The sequence below is a fragment of the Oryzomicrobium sp. genome, assembly GCF_021287045.1.
GTDB lineage: Bacteria > Pseudomonadota > Gammaproteobacteria > Burkholderiales > Rhodocyclaceae > Oryzomicrobium.
In genome coordinates this window covers 334,089-351,568 of the sequence record NZ_JAJTBG010000002.1, presented here as the reverse complement: position 1 = coordinate 351,568, position 17,480 = coordinate 334,089, and the positions used below count along the sequence as shown (strand labels likewise).

The window sequence follows — 17,480 nt, the reverse complement described above, 5'->3', positions numbered from 1 at the left end:
CGCGTTACAGGTCCTTCTGGATCGCCGCCACGATGTCGACATGAGCCTTGGCGTCGATTTCACGACGCAGGATCTTGCCGGCACCCGCCACGGCCAGCTCGGCCACACGGGCACGCAGCTCTTCCTTGGCACGGACGACTTCCTGAGCGACTTCGGCGCGGGCGGCGGCGATGATCTTCTCCGCCTCGGCCTTCGCGGCTTCCTTGGCTTCCTCGACGATCTGCTGGCCGCGCTTGTCGGCCTGGGAGATCAGTTCGGCAGCCTTTTCCTTGCCTTCGCGCAGGGCGTCCGAGGAGCGCTTGGTGGCAAGCTCGAGATCGTGCTTGCCGCGCTCGGCGGCAGCCAGGCCGTCGGCGATTTTCTTCGCGCGCTCGTCGAGTGCCTTCACGATGGGCGGCCACACGAATTTCATCGTGAACCACGCCAAAATGAAGAACACAACGAGCTGGGCGAACAGCGTTGCGTTCAGATTCACGGCTTCAACTCCCTATGAATTGATACGGGAAGGGGAAGTCCGGGATTACTTGAGCACGAACGGGTTGGCGAAGGCGAACATCATCGCGATACCGACGCCGATCAGGAAGGCGGCATCGATCAGACCGGCCAGCAGGAACATCTTGGTTTGCAGCTCGTTCATCAGCTCGGGCTGACGGGCGGAAGCTTCCAGGTACTTGGAGCCCATGATACCGATACCGATACAGGCACCGATGGCGCCCAGACCAATGATCAGACCGGCGGCGAGAGCGACAAAACCGAGGATGTGTTCCATGACTACTCCTTAAAGTGGGTTAAAGGTTGAAAACAAAAAGGGGTTATCGATCACCGAAAGAAACGGGCAACCCAGGGGTTGCCCGTTTCCTTTAGTGGGATTCGTGCGCCTGGCCGATGTACACCAGGGTCAGCATCATGAAGATGAAGGCCTGCAGTGCAACGATCAGGATGTGGAAGATGGCCCAGACGGTGCCGGCGATGACGCCGCCGACCCACAGGGCGGCACCGCTGGCGGTACCGGCCCAGGCGGCGCCCATCAGGGCGATCAGCATGAACACCAGTTCGCCAGCATACATGTTGCCGAACAGCCGCATGCCGTGGGACACGGTCTTGGCCAGGAACTCGATCATCTGCATGGCGAAGTTCACCGGGTACAGCACCGGGTGGCTGCCGAAGGGGGCGGTGAACAGTTCGTGCACCCAACCGCCCAGGCCCTTGATCTTGATGTTGTACCAGAGGCAGACCAGCAGCACGCCGATGGACATACCCAGGGTGCCGTTCAGGTCGGCGGTGGGCACGACGCGCAGGAAGGCGTGCTCGTCACCGGAGACGCCGGCCCAGATCTTGGGCAGCAGGTCCACCGGCAGGAAGTCCATGGAGTTCATCAGGAAGATCCAGACGAACACGGTCAGGGCCAGGGGGGCGACGAACTTGCGGGATTCCTCGCTGTGGACGATGCCCTTGGCTTGGTTATTCACCATTTCCAGGACGATCTCCACGGCGGCCTGCATGCGGCCGGGAACGCCGGACGTGACGCTCTTGGCGACGCGCCACATCACGAACAGGCCGAGCACGCCCATCAGGATGGAGAAGAACAGAGTGTCGAGGTTGATCACCGAGAAGTCGATGACCGACTGCTGGGCGTGACCCGTGGTGTTGAGCTGGGTCAGGTGGTGGACGATGTATTCGCCCGCGGTGGGGGCATGTGCTTCGTGACCGGTTGCCATGTCAGGACGTTTTCCAAATAGCCAAGAAATTCGCTTGCAGCACGACTACCAGGCCGATCAGCAGGGTGGGCCAGTGCACATCCCCGTAGGCCTTGGCAGCGAGCGCCAATAATCCGATCGTTGCGGCTACCTTGACGAATTCGCCCAAGAAGAACCCGGCGGCGCTCGGCGCGCGCCTGTGGGCGGAAACGGCTAAACGGACGGCGAAGAGGAAGGACGGCACCAAATAGGCGGCTGCCCCCAACGCCGCCGAAACCGCACCGCGGATTCCGACGAACCAGCCACAGAGGACCGCTGTCAAACTCGCCATCACCAGCTGCAGAAAGATCACCCGAAACACGCTTGCCGCCTTTTCTCACCTGCTGCAAACCCACCGGGACCTTGCATCTGCTCGGCGCTCGTCGGCACTCCCCGTACCGCGAACGCTGCTGGGCGCGCCTTGCCAACGGTCGCCACAAAGACGGTCTACTATAAGACGCGATCGTTATTACGTCAATGTTGGTGCTACGCAGCAAGAGGGCTACGCCCCTCTCTGGTGCTGGATTTCGCCTATTCAAACGCCTTCCGTTATACGCAACGCCAACAGCGTTTGAAACGCAGGTTATCCACAGCCCCGGCGGCCCGTTGAAACGGGGCCGCCGGGGCCGGCTTTGAAATCAGCGCAGCCGGCCGAGCAGGCCGTCCAGTTCTTCGAGGGAATCGAAGGCGATATGCACCTTGCCGGTGCCTTTTTTGTTGGCGCGGATTTCCACCCGGGCCCCCAGGACGTCGGACAGTTCTTCTTCCAGGCGCAGCAGGTCCCGATCCACCTTGCGCGGCTCCGGTTCCTTGGGCGGTTGCAGGGCGAGCTGGGCCAGCTTCTCGGTTTCGCGCACCGACAGGCCCTTGCTCGCCACCCGCTGGGCCAGGGACAACTGGACCGGGGTAGGCAGGGGCAGCAGCGCCCGGGCGTGGCCCATGTCGATCTGGCTTTCCAGCAGCAGATCCTGGATCGGTGCCGGCAATTGCAGCAGGCGCAGCAGGTTGGACGCCGCTGGCCGGGAACGGCCCACCGCGTCGGCCGCCTGCTGGTGGGTCAGGCCGAACTCGTCCACCAGGCGTTGCAGGCCCATGGCCTCTTCGAGGGGATTGAGGTTCTCGCGCTGGATGTTCTCGATCAGCGCCATGGCCAGGGCGGCTTCGTCCGGGATTTCCCGGATCAGCACCGGCACCTCGGACAGCCCGGCCAACTGGGAGGCCCGCCAGCGCCGCTCACCGGCGACGATTTCGTACTTTTCGCCCAGGGGGTCGCGCAGCGGCCGCACCAGAATCGGCTGCATCACGCCCTGGGCCTTGATCGAGGCCGCCAGCTCCTGGAGCGATTCGCTGTCCATGCGCGTGCGCGGCTGGTACTTGCCCGGCAGCAGCAGGGTCACCTTGAGGCTGCGCTGCACGTCCTTGGCAGCGGGTTCGCCGGCCAGCAGGGCGTCCAGCCCCCGGCCCAGTCCCTTTTGTTTCATGAGGCGTCGTTTTCCTTGAATTCGTCGGTTGGCGGCTGAAACACCGTCCTCACTGCAACCCGGCCGGGCCCTGGCCGGTGCCCCTGGCGTGGCGCGCCAGCATTTCCTCGGCCAGGGACATGTAGGCCTGGGCGCCCCGGGAAGCCCGATCGAAGGCGATCACCGGCTTGCCGTAGGACGGCGCCTCGGCCAAACGCACGTTGCGCGGGATGAGGGTGGTGTAGACCTTCTCGCCGAAGTGGCTCTCCAGCTCGCCCGACACCTGCTGGGTGAGGGTGCTCTGGGGGTTGTACATGGTGCGCAGCAGGCCCTCGATCTCCAGGGCGGGATTGAGGTTGGCGCGCACCTTGCGCAGGGTGGTGACCAGGTCGGTCAGCCCCTCCAGGGCGTAATACTCGCACTGCATCGGAATAATCACTGCGTTGGACGCCACCAAGCCGTTCACCGTGAGCAGGTTGAGGGCCGGCGGGCAGTCGATCAGCACGTAGTCGTAGTCGCCGGCGACCTTGGCCAGTTCTGACTTGAGGCGGGTTTCGCGCTGGTCGATCTCGATCAGCTCCACCTCGGCCCCGGCCAACTCCCGGTTGGCCGGCAGCACGTCGTAGCCGAACTCGGTCTTGATCCGCACCTGGTCCAGGGTGGCGTTGCCGATCAGCATCTGATAGACCGAAGGCAGGGCCTCGCGCTTGAAGATGCCGCTGCCGGTGGTGGCGTTGCCCTGGGGGTCCAGGTCGATCATCAGCACCCGCTGGCCCTGGGCCGCCAGGCAGGCGGAAAGGTTCACGCTGGTGGTCGTCTTGCCGACGCCGCCCTTCTGGTTCGTGATGGCCAGCACGCGCATGGTGCCTTACTCCCTGTTGGCGCCCCTAGGGCGCGGTTGAACGGTATATACGGTAGTCATGATGCCGGACGCCATGTTACGCCGATGCGGCGGCGCCTTCCGGCACCACGATCACCACATGGCGCTCGCCCTCCACCTCGGGGACGGCGAGCGGATGCACCGCGGCCACTTCGACCCCCAGGCGGGCGGCATCGAGCCGCTCGATTTCCTCGGCCGGATAGACGCCCTTCATGGCCAGCCAGCGCCCGCCCGGGGCGATCAACTTGCGGGTCAGGGCGATGAAGTCGGCCAGCTCGGCAAAGGCCCGGGAGGTGATCTGGGGATAGCCGCCAGGACGCTCCAGTTCCTCGACCCGGGCGCAGCGGGCGGTCACGTTGGGCAGGCCCAGCTCGATCACCGCCTGGGTGAGGAAGGCCACCTTCTTGCTGTTGCTGTCCACCAGGGTCACCGCCAGGTCGGGGCGGGCGATCGCCACCGGAATGCCCGGCATGCCGCCGCCGCTGCCCACGTCGAGCAGGTCACCGTCACCGACGAAGGGCAGCAGCGCCAGGGAATCGAGCAGGTGGTAGGGCAGCACCTTGGCCGGGTCGCGCAGGGCGGTGAGGTTGTAGGTGCGGTTCCACTTCAGCAGCAGGGCCTGGTAAGCGAGCAGCTTTTCCTGGGCGGCGGCATCCAGGTCCAGGCCCAGGGCGGCCAGCCCGGCGGTCAGTCGGGCGGCGCTCATGCGGCGGACTGGGCCGAGGAGGCGCCCTGGCCGGCGGAACCGTTTCGGCCGGTGAGCTTCTTCAGGTGGATCACCAAGAGCGAAATCGCCGCCGGGGTGACGCCCTGGATGCGCGAGGCCTGACCCAGGGTTTCCGGGCGGTGCTGGCCGAGCTTGCCGCGCACTTCTTTGGACAGGCCGACCACCGTCTCGTAGTCCAGGTCGGCGGGCAACACCTGGCTCTCGTAGGCCGCGGCGCGGGCCACCTCGTCCTGCTGGCGGTCGATGTAGCCCTGGTACTTGGCCTGGATCTCCACCTGCTCGATCACCTGTGGGTCCAGGGCCGTCTCGGCGCGCCCCTCGGCGGCGCCGGGCAGGGTCATCAGACTGGCGTAGCTGGCCTCGGGCCGGCGCAGCAGGTCGTGCAGGTGGTATTCCCGCTCCAGGGGCTTGCCGAACACCCGCTCGGCCTCGCCGGCTGGCAGCTTGCCCGGGTGCAGCCAGGTGGCCTTGAGGCGCTGGCGCTCGGCCTCGATGGCGTCGCGCTTGCGGCAGAAAGCGTCCCAGCGGGCATCCGGCACCAAGCCGAGGTGCCGGCCGGTCTCGGTGAGCCGCAGGTCGGCGTTGTCCTCGCGCAGTTGCAGCCGGTACTCGGCCCGGGAGGTGAACATGCGGTAGGGCTCGGACACGCCGCGGGTGATCAGGTCGTCCACCAGCACCCCCAAGTAGGCCTCGTCCCGCTGCGGGCACCAGGCGTCCTTGCCCAGGGCCTGCAACGCAGCGTTGGCCCCGGCCAAGAGGCCCTGGGCGGCAGCTTCCTCGTACCCCGTGGTGCCGTTGATCTGGCCGGCGAAGAACAGGCCGCCGATGGCCTTTGTCTCCAGGGACGACTTGAGGCCGCGCGGGTCGAAGTAGTCGTACTCGATGGCGTAGCCGGGGCGCAGGATGTGGCAGCGCTCCAGGCCCTTGATCGAACGCACGATCTGCAGCTGCACGTCGAAGGGCAGGCTGGTGGAGATGCCGTTGGGGTAGATCTCGTGGGTGTCCAGGCCCTCGGGTTCGAGGAAGACGTTGTGGCTGTCCTTGCCGGCGAAGCGGTGAATCTTGTCCTCGATGGACGGGCAGTAGCGCGGCCCGACGCCCTCGATCACCCCGGTGTACATCGGCGAGCGGTCCAGGTTGTCGCGGATGATGTCGTGGGTGCGGGCGTTGGTCTGGGTGATCCAGCAGGGCAACTGGCGCGGGTGCTGGGCGGCGTTGCCGAGGAAGGAGAACACCGGCAGCGGGTCGTCCGAATACTGGGGCTCCATGCCGGCGAAGTCGATGGTCTTGCCGTCGAGGCGCGGCGGGGTGCCGGTCTTCAAGCGGCCCTGGGGCAGCTTCAGTTCCTTGAGGCGGGCGGCCAGGGATACGGACGGAGGGTCGCCCATGCGCCCGCCGGTGTAGTTTTGCAGGCCGACGTGGATCAGGCCGTTGAGGAAGGTGCCGGCGGTGAGCACCACTGCCCGGGCGGAGAAGCGCACCCCGAGCTGGGTGACGGCGCCCACCACCCGGTCGCCCTCGACGATCAGGTCGTCGCAGGCCTGGGCGAACAGGGTCAGGTTGGGCTGGTTCTCCAGGCGCTTGCGGATCGCCTGCTTGTACAGCACCCGGTCGGCCTGGGCGCGGGTGGCGCGCACCGCCGGCCCCTTGGAGGCGTTGAGGATGCGGAACTGGATGCCGCCCTCGTCGGTGGCTTCCGCCATGGCGCCGCCCAGGGCGTCCACTTCCTTGACCAGGTGGCCCTTGCCGATGCCGCCGATGGACGGGTTGCAACTCATCGCCCCCAGGGTTTCCAGGTTGTGGGTGAGCAGCAGGGTCTTGGCCCCGGCGCGGGCCGCGGCCAAGGCCGCCTCGGTGCCGGCGTGGCCGCCACCGACGACGATGACGTCAAAGGATTCGGGGTACAGCATGGGGAAGGACTCCAGGCGGAGCGGACGAGGACTGCGGAAAAGGGGCTGGGATTATACGCCATCCCGTCCCGGCCCGGGCCGTGATAATGCGCCAATGGGCTGAATTTTAACCGCTTTTCGCCCGCCTCTGGGGATCTTGCGCCGTCAGCCGCGTCCGCCTCCCGTCCGGCGGCGATCCCAGGAACCTGTCATGCTTTATTCATGTCCCTTGCATCATGCGGGCCACATCCCTTAAGTTCGCCGCCCAAACAACCGTTCTTGCCCTCATGGCCGCTCCTTCCATCCAACAATCCAACGCCCTGCTCGCCGCCCTACAGGACCAGCTGCTGCGCCTGCGCGTGCTGGTGGTGGACCGCCACCCCAACGCCCGCAACGCCCTGCGCACCATGCTGTCGACCCTGGGGGTGACCCAGGTGCACGGCGCCAGCTCGGCCTGGGAAACTCTGCGCCACGTGGCCAAGCATGAGTTCGGGGTGATCTTTTCCGACTACGTGCTGGAAGACGGCCGGGACGGCCAGCAGTTGCTCGAAGAGCTGCGCCACCGCCACCTGATCCCCCTATCCACCGTGTTCATGATCGTCACCGCCGAGCGGGGCTACCAGCACGTGGCCTCGGTGGCCGAGCTGACCCCGGACGACTACCTGATCAAGCCGTTCACCGCCGACCAGCTGCAAGCCCGGCTGGCCCGGGCCCTGTTCAAGAAAAAGATCTTCTCCGCCGCCTACGCCGCCCTGGAAAAAGGCGACTGGGCCGCCACGGTGACCGCCTGCGAGGCCATCGTCGCCAGCCAGCCGGCCCACGCCGGCGAAGCACTGCGCCTGCAGGGCGAGACCCTCAATGCCGCCGGCCGCTACGCCGACGGCGAAGCCGTGTTCCGCCGTGTGCTGGCCGACAAGCCCCTGCCCTGGGCGCGCATGGGGCTGGCGGTGGCGCTGCACGCCCGGGGCGCCGCCGAGGAGGCGGAAGCGCTGCTCAGCGAATTGCTGCGCGATTGCCCGGAATACCTGGCCGCCTATGACTTCCTCGCCCGGTTGCAGGAAGAACGGGGCGATTCGGCCACCGCCCAGGAAACCCTGCTCGAAGCCGGACGCATCGCCCCCCACAACACCCAACGCCAACGCCTGGTGGGTGACGTGGCCAGCCGCAACGGCGATCTGGCCCAGGCCGAGCGGGCCTACCAGAACGCCCTGGCCCGGACCCGGGGTTCGACCCTGGCCTGCGCCGACGACTACGCCAACCTGTCCAAGGTGCTGATCGAAAAGGGCAACGTCAACGCCGCCCGGCAGGTGATCCAGGATCTGAAACGGGAGCGGCGCGGCGACAAGCAGGCCGAACTGGCCTCCCTGGTGCTCGAATCGGAAGCCTGCCGCAAGGAGGGCAACGAGAGCGGGGCGCGCAAGCACCTCGACCAGGCCCTGGCCCTGCACGACACCCTGGTGGCCGAGGGTGGCCACGAGGCCGCCTCGCGCCGGCTCCAGGTGGAGCTGGCCCAGGCCTGCCTGGCCCAAGGCAAGGACGAGGAAGGCGGCGGGCTGATGAAGCGGCTGGCGGCGGTGCACCACGACGACCCGGCCACCCTGTCCCACATCCGCCAGGCCTTCGAGAAGGCAGGCAAGGAAGAGGCCGGCCAGGCATTGCTGGCCGAGGTCAGCCAGGAGATCGTCACCCTCAACAACCGGGGCGTCAGCGCCGCCCAGGGCGGCGACCTGCAAGCCTCGGTGGACCTGCTCATCCAGGCCGCCGAGCGGGTGCCCAACCTGCAATTCCTGGTCAACGCCGCCAACGCCATCTTCACCCTGCTCGAACACAAGGGCTGGCAGGAGGAAATGGCCCTGCGCGGCCGGCGCTACCTGAAGCTGGCCCGGGAACGGGACCCGCGCTCGCCCAAGCTGTTCGCCGCCTGGGAGTTCTACCAGCGGGTGGGCAAGAAGTACGGCATCCTGGTGCCGCCGATCACCGCGCCGGACCCGGAACCCCAGGACTGACCCCTCGGAACTCCGCGCCTGGCGCTGACCTCGAAGGCACCCTTGCGAAACCCCGCGCCAGTGCTCGCTCTGCGCGATGGCACCGCGTAAACGCAAGTAGGGCGCGGTGTTCCGGAGCGTTACCGCCTGATCCGGAATACCGCGCCCTGCGCGGGGAATACAAAGGGAACGGCGTGCAGCGAAACCGTGAAACCGCGGCCCCGCGGCCTCAGCCCTTCTTGCCGCCCAGGTAGGTGGCCGCCACCCGCTCGTCCGCCGCCAGGTCGGCGCTCGGGCCTTCCAGGGCGACGTGGCCGGTTTCCAGCACGTAGCCGTAGTCGGCCACCTTGAGGGCGGCCCGGGCGTTCTGCTCCACCAGCAGGATCGACACGCCGGTCTTCTTCAGCTCGGCGACGATGCGGAAAATCTCGCGGATGATCAGCGGCGCCAGGCCCAGGGAGGGTTCGTCGAGCATCAGCACCCGGGGCTTGGCCATCAGGGCCCGGCCCATGGCCAGCATCTGCCGCTCGCCGCCGGACAGGGTGCCGGCCTCCTGGCCGCGCCGCTCCTTGAGGCGCGGGAACAGGTCGTAGACCTCGGCCAGGGTGTCGTCCCGGGCGGCGCGCCCCTCGGCGCGACGGGAGAAGGCGCCCAGGCGCAGGTTGTCCTCGACGCTCATCTCGGCGAACAACTCGCGCTTTTCCGGCACCAGGATCATGCCCCGGCCGACCCGGGCTTCCACGTCCACGTCGGCGGAGAGGGGCTGGCCGTCGAGGGTCACCTCGCCCCGCGCCGGCAGCAGGCCCATCAGGGCCGACAGCAGGGTGGTCTTGCCGGCGCCATTGGGGCCGATCACGGTGACCAGCTCGCCCTGGCGCAGGGTCAGGTTGGCGCCCTGGAGGGCTTCCACCTTGCCGTAGGCCACGGCCAGGTCGCGGACTTCGAGTAGGGGTTTGTTCTTCTGTTCCATGCCGCTCATCACTCCACGCCGCCCAGGTAGGCCTCGATCACCGCCGGGTTGGTCTGGATCTCGGCAGGCAGGCCCTCGGCGATCTTCTCGCCGAATTCCATCACCACCACCCGGTCGGCCAGGCCCATGACGAAGTCCATGTCGTGCTCGACCAGGAGGATGCCCAGGCCTTCGCCCTTGAGGCTCTTGAGCAGCTCGGCCAGGGCCTGCTTTTCCAGGTAGCGCAGGCCGGCAGCCGGCTCGTCGAGGAGCAGCAGGCAGGGATCGGCGCACAGGGCCCGGGCGATTTCCAGGATGCGCTGCTGGCCGAGGGCCAGGCTGCCGGCCGGCTGGTCGGCGTAGTCGGCCAGGCCGACCCGCTCCAGGGCGCGCTGGGCCTCGCGCAGCAGGCGGGCCTCCTCGTTGCGCTCCAGGCGCAGGGCGGCGGCCAGGTAGCCGCCGTGGCCGCGCAGGTGGGCGCCCAGGGCCACGTTCTCGCGCACGGTCATGGTCGGCAGCAGGCGCACGTGCTGAAAGGTACGGCTCATGCCGGCCCGGGCGATGCGCCGGGATTCGGCCCCGTCCACCCGTTCGCCGAGGAAGGAAATCTCGCCGCTGGTGGGGGTGTCCACCCCGGAAATCTGGTTGAAGAAAGTGCTCTTGCCGGCGCCGTTGGGGCCGATCAGGGCGAGGATTTCGCCGGCGGCGACGGACAGGCTCATGTCCTTGTTGGCCACCAGGCCGCCAAAGCGGCGGGTCACCTGGCGGGCGTCGAGCAGCACTTCGCCGGCCTTGCGCGCCGGGCGGCGCTCCAGGGGCTCGGCCTCGGGCAGGACCCGGGCCCGGGGCGCGGCGCCCAGGCCGTGGAAAAGCTTGAGCACCAAGGGCCAGATGCCGTCCCGGGCGCGTTGCAGCATGAAGATCATGAGCAGGCCGAAGACGATGATCTCGAAGTTGCCGTCGCTGCCCAGCAACTGGGGCAGCAGGTCCTGCAACCACTGCTTGAGCACGGTGATCAGGCCGGCGCCGACGATGGCGCCCCAGACGTGGGCGACGCCGCCCACCACCGCCATGAACAGGTACTCGATGCCCATGTTGAGGGCGAACGGAGTCGGGTTAACGAAGCGTTGCAGGTGGGCGTACAGCCAGCCCGAGGTGGCGGCCATCAGGGCGGCGATGAGGAACACCACCATCTTCACCCGGGTGGTGTTGACCCCCATGCTCTCGGCCATCACCACGCCGCCCTTGAGGGCGCGGATGGCCCGGCCGGTGCGCGAATCGAGCAGGTTGCGGGTGACCAGCACGAAGGCCAGGACGATCAGCCAGATGAGGAAGTAGAGGGATTCGCCGGACTTGAGCTCCAGGCTGCCCAGGCTCAGCGGCGGGATGCCGGTGAGGCCAGTGTGGCCGCCCAGGTCGTCCAGGTTGCCGAACAGGAAGTACAGGCTGATGCCCCAGGCCAGGGTGCCCAGGGGCAGGAAATGGCCGGACAGGCGCAGGGTAATGGCGCCGAGCAGCAGGGCAAAGCCGCCGGTGATGATCCAGCCGATCACCAGGGTGAGCCAGGGCGACAGTTCGTGGGCGGTGGTCAGGTAGGCGGTGGTGTATGCCCCCAGGCCGACGAAGGCGGCCTGGCCGAAGGAGGTCATGCCGCCCACGCCGGTGAGCAGCACCAGCCCCAGGGCGACCATGGCGTAGAGGCCGATGTAGTTGAGCAGGGTGACGCCGAACTCGGGCAGCCACAGGGGACCGGAGGCGAGCAAGGCGACGAACAGGGCGACGGGGAGGTGGCGGCGCATCACTCTTCCTCCTCCACGTGCCGGGTGGTCAGGGAACGCCACAGCAGCACCGGAATGATCAGGGTGAACACGATCACTTCCTTGAACGAGCTGGCGTAGAACGACGAGAAGGATTCGAGCAGGCCCACCAGCACCGCCCCCAGGGCGGCCACCGGGTAGGAGATGAGGCCGCCGATGATGGCGCCGACGAAGCCCTTGAGGCCGATCAGGAAGCCTGAGTCGTAGTACAGGGTGGTCACCGGCGAGACCAGCACGCCGGAGAAAGCCCCCATCAGGGCGGCGACGAAGAACGACAGCTTGCCCGCCAGGGTGGTGGAAATACCCATCAGCCGGGCACCGGTGCGGTTCATGGCGGTGGCGCGCAGGGCCTTGCCGGTGAGGGTGCGGCCGAAGAACAGGTAGAGGGCGACGATCAGCACCAGGGAGACGCCGACGATCCACAGGCTCTGGTATTGCAGGGTGGCCGGGCCGAGTTCCAGGCTGCCGTCGGAGAAGGCCGGGGTGCGGAAGCCTTCGGCGCCGAAGAAGACCAGGCCCAGGCCCATCAGGGTCATGTGGGTGGCCACCGAAACGATCAGCAGCACCAGCACCGGCGCCGAGGCCAGGGGCTGGAAGGCCAGCCGGTAGATGAGCGGTCCCAGGGGCGCCACCACCGCCAGGGCGAGCAGGATTTGCAACGGCAGGGCCAGGGTGGCCGCGTCCAGACCGTGGATCAGGGCCGCCACCGCCAGGGGCACGCCCAGGGTGAGGGCGGCCAGGCCGGGCAGGCGGCGCCAGGCCCGGGCGCGCAGGGCGATCGCCGCGTCGATGACGAAGACCACGGCGCCGAGGGCCACCGCCAGCCAGATGGTGGCGGGCACCTTGCCGGCCTGGAGGGCGGCCAGGGTCAAGGCGCCGTAGGCGACGAACTCCCCCTGGGGGATGAAGATGACCCGGGTGACGGCAAACACCAGGACCAGGGCCAGCGCCAGGAGCGCGTAGATGGCCCCGTTGGTGAGCCCGTCCTGGCCAAGGAGGAGGAGGATCTGCAAGTCCATGGTCGGTCGGCTGCGGTGAGCTTGGTTGCTTCGGTGGCTACTTTGCTTCGTTCAAACGTAAAACAACGGGGGCGGCGTCCGCTGGTGTGGCGGACGCCGCCCCCGAGGTCGGCTGGCTTACTTCTGCAACTTCCAGGTGCCGTTCTCGATGCGCACCATGACCCGGGCGCGCTGATCGAAACCCATGTGGTCCTGGGGCGTCATGTTGTAGATGCCGTGGGAGCCGACCACGTTGGTGGTGCCTTCCAGGGCGTCGCGCAGGGCCTTGCGGAATTCCTTGGTGCCCGGCTGGCCCTTTTTCAGCGCCAGCGGGACGGCGTGCTGGAGCAGGATCGAGGCGTCCCAGGCGTGGGCGCCGAAGGCGGAGACGCTGCCGGCGCCATGGGCGGCCTCGTACTTCTTCACGTACTCCAGGGCGGCCTTCTTGACCGGGTTGTCGTTGGGCAGCTGGTTAGCCACCACCACCGGGCCCACCGGCAGGTAAGCGCCTTCCACGTCCTTGCCGCCGACGCGCAGGAAGTCCTGGTTGGCCACGCCGTGGGTCTGGTAGACCAGGCCCTTGTAGCCCTTTTCCTTGAGGGTCTTCTGCGGCAGCACGGCCGGGGTGCCGGCGGCACCCACCAGCACGGCGTCGGGCTTGGCGGCGAGGATCTTGAGGGCCTGGCCGGTGACCGAGGTGTCGTTGCGCTGGTAGCGCTCGGAAGCGACGATCTTGAGCTTGCGCGCTTCGGCGATCTTGGCGAATTCCTTCCACCAGCCTTCGCCGTAAGCGTCGGCGAAACCGATGAAGGCCACGGTCTTCACGCCGTGGGTGGTCATGTGCTCGACGATGGCGGTGGCCATGTGGGCGTCGTTCTGCGGGGTCTTGAACACCCAGTAGCGCTTGGCGTCCATCGGCTCGACGACGATGGCCGAACCGGCCATGGAGATCATCGGCGTCTCGGTCTCGGCGGCCACGTCGGCCATGGCCAGGGAATTCGGCGTGGTGGTGGAACCGACGATCACGTCCACCTTGTTCTCGGAGGTGAGCTTCTTGACGTTCTTGGTCGCGGCGGTGGGATCGGTGGCGTCGTCGAGGACGATGTAGTTCACCTTCTGGCCGGCGATGGTGGTCGGCAGCAGGGCGAAGGTGTTCTTTTCCGGAATGCCCAGGGATGCGGCCGGCCCGGTGGCGGACAGGGACACGCCCACGTTGATGTCGGCGTGGGCCAGATTGGCGCCCAGCGCGGCCAGGGTCGCGGCAAGCAGGGTCAGACGACGCATGGTCTCTCCTCTCGTAACCTTCTTGTGGTGAAAACGGCCGGTCGATCCGGCACTGGTGCGGCGAAGCCAAAAGCGGGACAAGCGCGGGATGATAGCAAATCGCCCCGGCGGCCGCCTCCCGGAGGTCTTGGCGACGAGGTGGCGAAACGGTGCCGCCGGGCCGATTCAGCGCGTGAAGGTGTCCCAGGCGAACTTGACGATCATCGCCCCCACTACCACCAGGAAGAACTTGCGTACGAAGCGGCTGCCGCCGGAGAGGGCCAGCCGCGTGCCGACCACGGAGCCGCCCATGTTGGCCAGGGCCATGGCCAAAGCCAGGGCCGGAATCCAGTGGCCGGTGGGAACGAAGAAGGCCAGTGCTGCCAGGTTGGTGGCCACGTTGACCACCTTGGATGCTGCCGAGGCGTGCAGAAAGTCGAAACCGAAGAAGCGGATGAACAGGAAGATCAGGAACGAGCCGGTGCCTGGACCGAAAAAACCGTCGTAGAAGCCAATCACCGCCCCGAGGGCCAGCGCATAGCCCTTTTCGCGCAACCCGGCGTGGGCTGGCGCATGCAGAGCACCGAAATCCTTCTTCCAGTAGGTGTAGGCCGCCGAGCCGATCAGCAGGGCCAGGATCAGGGGGCGCAGGGATTCCTTGGGCAGCCATGCCACCGCCATGGCGCCGAGGAAGGAAAAGGCGAAGGCCGCCATGGCAGCCGGCAGGGTAGTGCCCCAGGGCATCCTCACCCGGCGGGCATAGCGCCAGGCGGCGTTGGCGGTGCCCACCACGCTGGCGCACTTGTTGGTGCCGAACAGGGTGGCCGGGGTTTCCCCGGGTAGCACGGTGAACAGGGCGGGGATCTGCACCAGGCCGCCGCCGCCCACCACCGCATCGATCAAGCCGGCGACGAACGCCGCAGCCAGCAGGGGCAGAAGAACGGCAGGTAGGTCGGCGAACAGGTCCATGACTGCTTCAGGAAGGCGGAAGAAGGGGGTTCAAGGTAGCAGAAACGGTCTTCCGGGGATAAAACCGACTCGATTCCTGTGCACAAGAGATGGATAAGTAGAGGAAAGCCAGCCTGTGGATAACTTGTTCTACTTTTATCCACAACCCCCAGGGCAGCTTTCTCACACCCAAAAAAATGCAACAACGATTTGTTTTTACAGTACAAATTTTAGTTATCCACAGACTTTGGCTTTGGTTAACTAATCTTTATCGGTTTACATACTTAAATCCTATAAGGAAAACCGATGTACAGCCGGCACCTTCAGAAACGGCACGAAAAAAGCCACGGAAAACCTCCGTGGCTTCGCAGGATCGACGAAGATGAATGAACGATCGGCGCTTTTAACTACGAAAAACGCTAATTCCAAAACCGTGGGTTGTTAGTGAACGAAGGTGAATTCGTAGGCCGGACTGGCCGGATCAGTGGTCGACCTGACCGTGTAGTACTTGCTTCCGAGCTTGAAAATGAAGTGGCACCACTGCTCGGAAGTCACCGGCCATTCGATGTGGACGCAGTAGGTGCCGTTGTCGCCAAGGCGCCAGGAGCCCTTGCCGGTGAAACGGGCGTAGTTGAGCCCAGCCGTTGGGTTGGTGGCGGAAGCAACGAATTCCCTGCCCTCGATGTTCTCCCAATGACGCACGGAGCCGTTACGGCTGACGTTGCTCACCTTGGCACCGGGCAGGAGCGACAGGAGGTCGTCCCGGGATTGCTGGACGGCGCCCTGGTTCATCAGGTCGCCCAAGGTCAGGTTGGCTGAGGTATCGGCCAGGGCCAACGACGGGATGATCAGCAGGAATATGGCTGAAATTCCGGTTGCGACGTAGCCAATGGCGATCGGGCTGGGTTTCATGGTGTTTTCCCCTTCCGCCGCCGGTGGACGGCAGATCAGAACATCCGGCAGAGAATTCTTTTCCTGCCGGAACACTGATGGATCAAAGTCGTTTACGCCACCACGACTTGCTCTGCCGATGAGCGAAGAGAAGGAATTGCATTTGGTGTCGGACGACCAGCTCGGGATTCGATTTCCCTTCCCCGTTTTATAGACGCCGAATTCTGTCGTGTTTTATAAAAAAATCTTTTAAAAACATTGTGTTGATTATTTTTAATGTATTTTATTTGATAGACTCTGGCATGCTTCTTAGGCCGGTCGGGAGGATTGGCTGAAAACTGTGATGTGAGAATTTTGGGTTGGCCTGATACTGTTTTTTTCAGAGAAAAATCAAGGTTAATAACGAACCAGCCGTAAAAGTCGTCATTTCTTCTGTAGATGGAAATTGTGAATTCCCTGCAAATCACTGCCCCATTGCACTGTTCGGCAACAAAAAAGCCCGCAGAAACGCGGGCTTTTTTGTAACTACGTGAAAATCGTCGACGGTACTATTTACCGATGCAGAAGCGGCCGAAGATTTCGCCGAGCAGGTCGTCGGCGGTGAATTCGCCGGTAATGCTGTTGAGGGCCTGCTGGGCCAGGCGCAGTTCCTCAGCAAACAGTTCCAGGGGGGGAGGCACGAGCTTGGCCTGGTCGCGGGCGGCATCCAGGTGCAGGTTGGCCTCGGCCAGGGCCCGCAGGTGCCGTTCCCGGGCAATGAACACGTCTTCCTGGGGGTGCCAGCCGGCGATGTCGAGCAGGGCCTGGCGCAGTTCGGCCATGCCGGCCCCGGTCTTGGCGGAGAGACGGATGCGCTGGCTGCCTTGGCCTTCCGGAACCAGGCCCGGCGCGTCGCCGGTCAGGTCCACCTTGTTTTCCACGGTGAGGCGGATGGCGTGGGCCGGCAGGCGGGTCAGAATCGCTTCCTCGGCGGCGGTGATGCCGTGCTGGGCATCGGTGAGCAGCAGCACCACGTCGGCCTCGTCCACCGCCTTCCAGGTGCGGGCGATGCCGATCTGTTCGACCTGGTCCTCGGTGTCGCGCAGGCCGGCGGTGTCCACCACGTGCAGGGGAATGCCTTCGATCTGCAAGGTGCCGCGTACCACGTCCCGGGTGGTGCCGGCGATAGGGGTGACGATGGCCAGCTCGTCGCCGGCCAGGGCGTTGAGTAGGGAAGACTTGCCGACGTTGGGCTGGCCCACCAGCACCACGTGCAGGCCGCCCTGGAGCAGCTTGCCCTGGCGGGCCTTGGCGAAGATGGCGGCGAGGCGCTGGCTCAGGGCGTCGAGGCGGGCAAAGGCGTTGGCCGCCTCCAGGAAGTCGATCTCCTCCTCAGGAAAGTCCAGGGTGGCCTCGGTGAGGGCACGCAGTTCGATCAGCTCGTCGTTGAGTACGTGGATTTGCCGGGAGAAGTCGCCTTGCAGCGAGCGTACCGCCGAACGGGCGGCGGAGGCCGTGGAGGCGTCGATCAGATCGGCTACGGCTTCAGCCTGGGCCAGATCGAGCTTGCCGTTCTCGAAGGCGCGCCGGGTAAATTCGCCGGGTTCGGCCAGCCGGGCCCCCAGGTCGAGGCAGCGGGACAGCAGCAGTTGCAGCACCACCGGGCCGCCGTGACCGTGCAGTTCGATCACGTCCTCGCCGGTGAACGAACCCGGGCCGGGGAAGTGCAGCAGCAGGCCTTGGTCGAGGGGGGCGCCGGCGGCGTCGCGGAAGGTGGCGAGCACCGCCTGGCGCGGCGGGACGTCGCGGCCGGCCAGGGCGGCTACGTAGGCCCCCAGATCGGGGCCGGAGATGCGGATCACGCCGATGCCGCCCCGGCCGGGGGCGGTGGCCACGGCGGCGATGACGTCGCGCTTGGGCATCATGGGGCTGGTCTCCAATGACAACAATGAAAAAGG

16 protein-coding genes are annotated in these 17,480 nt (G+C 66.2%); 1 reads left to right on the top strand and 15 read right to left on the bottom strand.

Going from position 1 to position 17,480, the window contains the following annotated elements:
* Window positions 1-4: 4 nt before the first annotated feature.
* From LWW89_RS03505 to mnmG, 8 genes are all read right to left on the bottom strand, one after another.
* The gene (locus LWW89_RS03505) at window positions 5-475 is read right to left on the bottom strand and encodes a F0F1 ATP synthase subunit B (RefSeq protein WP_293261131.1); all 471 of its coding nucleotides are present in this window, start codon (window positions 473-475) and stop codon (window positions 5-7) included.
* A gap of 45 nt (window positions 476-520) precedes the next feature.
* The gene (gene atpE / locus LWW89_RS03500) at window positions 521-769 is read right to left on the bottom strand and encodes a F0F1 ATP synthase subunit C (protein ID WP_014235959.1); all 249 of its coding nucleotides are present in this window, start codon (window positions 767-769) and stop codon (window positions 521-523) included.
* Between the two features lie 91 nt (window positions 770-860).
* The gene (gene atpB / locus LWW89_RS03495) at window positions 861-1,718 is read right to left on the bottom strand and encodes a F0F1 ATP synthase subunit A (RefSeq protein ID WP_293261107.1); all 858 of its coding nucleotides are present in this window, start codon (window positions 1,716-1,718) and stop codon (window positions 861-863) included.
* A gap of 1 nt (window position 1,719) precedes the next feature.
* On the bottom strand, window positions 1,720-2,058 hold the full coding sequence (locus LWW89_RS03490) for an ATP synthase subunit I (RefSeq protein WP_293261104.1): 339 nt from the start codon (window positions 2,056-2,058) through the stop codon (window positions 1,720-1,722).
* Between the two features lie 316 nt (window positions 2,059-2,374).
* Window positions 2,375-3,217 carry a ParB/RepB/Spo0J family partition protein gene (locus LWW89_RS03485; RefSeq protein WP_293261101.1) on the bottom strand — a complete coding sequence of 281 codons (843 nt, stop codon included), beginning with the start codon at window positions 3,215-3,217 and terminating at the stop codon, window positions 2,375-2,377.
* Window positions 3,218-3,266: 49 nt separating this feature from the next.
* Entirely contained in the window at window positions 3,267-4,058 is a 792-nt protein-coding gene (locus LWW89_RS03480; protein ID WP_293261098.1) for an AAA family ATPase, read from the bottom strand.
* Window positions 4,059-4,134: 76 nt separating this feature from the next.
* A complete protein-coding gene (gene rsmG, locus LWW89_RS03475; protein ID WP_293261095.1) occupies window positions 4,135-4,782 on the bottom strand; it encodes a 16S rRNA (guanine(527)-N(7))-methyltransferase RsmG in 648 nt (215 codons plus the stop codon).
* Window positions 4,779-6,713, bottom strand: coding sequence for a tRNA uridine-5-carboxymethylaminomethyl(34) synthesis enzyme MnmG (gene mnmG / locus LWW89_RS03470; protein ID WP_293261092.1), 1,935 nt, complete (start codon window positions 6,711-6,713; stop codon window positions 4,779-4,781). Before mnmG ends, rsmG begins: the two co-directional genes overlap by 4 nt.
* 266 nt (window positions 6,714-6,979) lie before the next feature.
* Between mnmG and LWW89_RS03465 the strand changes: the two genes are divergently transcribed.
* On the top strand, window positions 6,980-8,698 hold the full coding sequence (locus tag LWW89_RS03465; RefSeq protein WP_293261089.1) for a response regulator: 1,719 nt from the start codon (window positions 6,980-6,982) through the stop codon (window positions 8,696-8,698).
* 208 nt (window positions 8,699-8,906) lie between these two features.
* Here LWW89_RS03465 and LWW89_RS03460 read toward each other — a convergent pair whose 3' ends face one another.
* The 7 genes from LWW89_RS03460 to mnmE form a co-directional block, all read right to left on the bottom strand.
* Window positions 8,907-9,656, bottom strand: coding sequence for an ABC transporter ATP-binding protein (locus LWW89_RS03460; RefSeq protein ID WP_293261086.1), 750 nt, complete (start codon window positions 9,654-9,656; stop codon window positions 8,907-8,909).
* Window positions 9,656-11,425, bottom strand: a complete 1,770-nt coding sequence (locus LWW89_RS03455) for a branched-chain amino acid ABC transporter ATP-binding protein/permease (RefSeq protein WP_293261083.1) — start codon at window positions 11,423-11,425, stop codon at window positions 9,656-9,658. Before LWW89_RS03455 ends, LWW89_RS03460 begins: the two co-directional genes overlap by 1 nt.
* A complete protein-coding gene (locus LWW89_RS03450) occupies window positions 11,425-12,462 on the bottom strand; it encodes a branched-chain amino acid ABC transporter permease (RefSeq protein WP_293261081.1) in 1,038 nt (345 codons plus the stop codon). The genes LWW89_RS03455 and LWW89_RS03450 overlap by 1 nt, the downstream gene beginning before the upstream one ends.
* A gap of 117 nt (window positions 12,463-12,579) precedes the next feature.
* Entirely contained in the window at window positions 12,580-13,725 is a 1,146-nt protein-coding gene (locus LWW89_RS03445) for an ABC transporter substrate-binding protein (RefSeq protein ID WP_293261078.1), read from the bottom strand.
* 165 nt (window positions 13,726-13,890) lie between these two features.
* Complete coding sequence (locus LWW89_RS03440) at window positions 13,891-14,673, bottom strand: TSUP family transporter (RefSeq protein ID WP_293261075.1); 783 nt, start codon at window positions 14,671-14,673, stop codon at window positions 13,891-13,893.
* 420 nt (window positions 14,674-15,093) lie between these two features.
* Window positions 15,094-15,564: a hypothetical protein gene (locus LWW89_RS03435; RefSeq protein WP_293261072.1), complete on the bottom strand. Its 471-nt coding sequence runs from the start codon at window positions 15,562-15,564 to the stop codon at window positions 15,094-15,096.
* Between the two features lie 527 nt (window positions 15,565-16,091).
* On the bottom strand, window positions 16,092-17,447 hold the full coding sequence (gene mnmE, locus LWW89_RS03430) for a tRNA uridine-5-carboxymethylaminomethyl(34) synthesis GTPase MnmE (RefSeq protein ID WP_293261069.1): 1,356 nt from the start codon (window positions 17,445-17,447) through the stop codon (window positions 16,092-16,094).
* Between the last annotated feature and the right edge of the window lie 33 nt (window positions 17,448-17,480).

What these genes read in the sequence shown, in the direction of transcription:
- LWW89_RS03460 (WP_293261086.1), bottom strand. Translation starts at nt 9,656, where the DNA reads ATGAGCGGCATGGAACAGAAGAACAAACCCCTACTCGAAGTCCGCGAC.
- mnmG (WP_293261092.1), bottom strand. Translation starts at nt 6,713, where the DNA reads ATGCTGTACCCCGAATCCTTTGACGTCATCGTCGTCGGTGGCGGCCAC.
- LWW89_RS03480 (WP_293261098.1), bottom strand. Translation starts at nt 4,058, where the DNA reads ATGCGCGTGCTGGCCATCACGAACCAGAAGGGCGGCGTCGGCAAGACG.
- mnmE (WP_293261069.1), bottom strand. Translation starts at nt 17,447, where the DNA reads ATGATGCCCAAGCGCGACGTCATCGCCGCCGTGGCCACCGCCCCCGGC.
- LWW89_RS03455 (WP_293261083.1), bottom strand. Translation starts at nt 11,425, where the DNA reads ATGCGCCGCCACCTCCCCGTCGCCCTGTTCGTCGCCTTGCTCGCCTCC.
- LWW89_RS03445 (WP_293261078.1), bottom strand. Translation starts at nt 13,725, where the DNA reads ATGCGTCGTCTGACCCTGCTTGCCGCGACCCTGGCCGCGCTGGGCGCC.
- rsmG (WP_293261095.1), bottom strand. Translation starts at nt 4,782, where the DNA reads ATGAGCGCCGCCCGACTGACCGCCGGGCTGGCCGCCCTGGGCCTGGAC.
- LWW89_RS03485 (WP_293261101.1), bottom strand. Translation starts at nt 3,217, where the DNA reads ATGAAACAAAAGGGACTGGGCCGGGGGCTGGACGCCCTGCTGGCCGGC.
- LWW89_RS03465 (WP_293261089.1), top strand. Translation starts at nt 6,980, where the DNA reads ATGGCCGCTCCTTCCATCCAACAATCCAACGCCCTGCTCGCCGCCCTA.
- atpB (WP_293261107.1), bottom strand. Translation starts at nt 1,718, where the DNA reads ATGGCAACCGGTCACGAAGCACATGCCCCCACCGCGGGCGAATACATC.
- LWW89_RS03450 (WP_293261081.1), bottom strand. Translation starts at nt 12,462, where the DNA reads ATGGACTTGCAGATCCTCCTCCTCCTTGGCCAGGACGGGCTCACCAAC.
- atpE (WP_014235959.1), bottom strand. Translation starts at nt 769, where the DNA reads ATGGAACACATCCTCGGTTTTGTCGCTCTCGCCGCCGGTCTGATCATT.
- LWW89_RS03440 (WP_293261075.1), bottom strand. Translation starts at nt 14,673, where the DNA reads ATGGACCTGTTCGCCGACCTACCTGCCGTTCTTCTGCCCCTGCTGGCT.
- LWW89_RS03435 (WP_293261072.1), bottom strand. Translation starts at nt 15,564, where the DNA reads ATGAAACCCAGCCCGATCGCCATTGGCTACGTCGCAACCGGAATTTCA.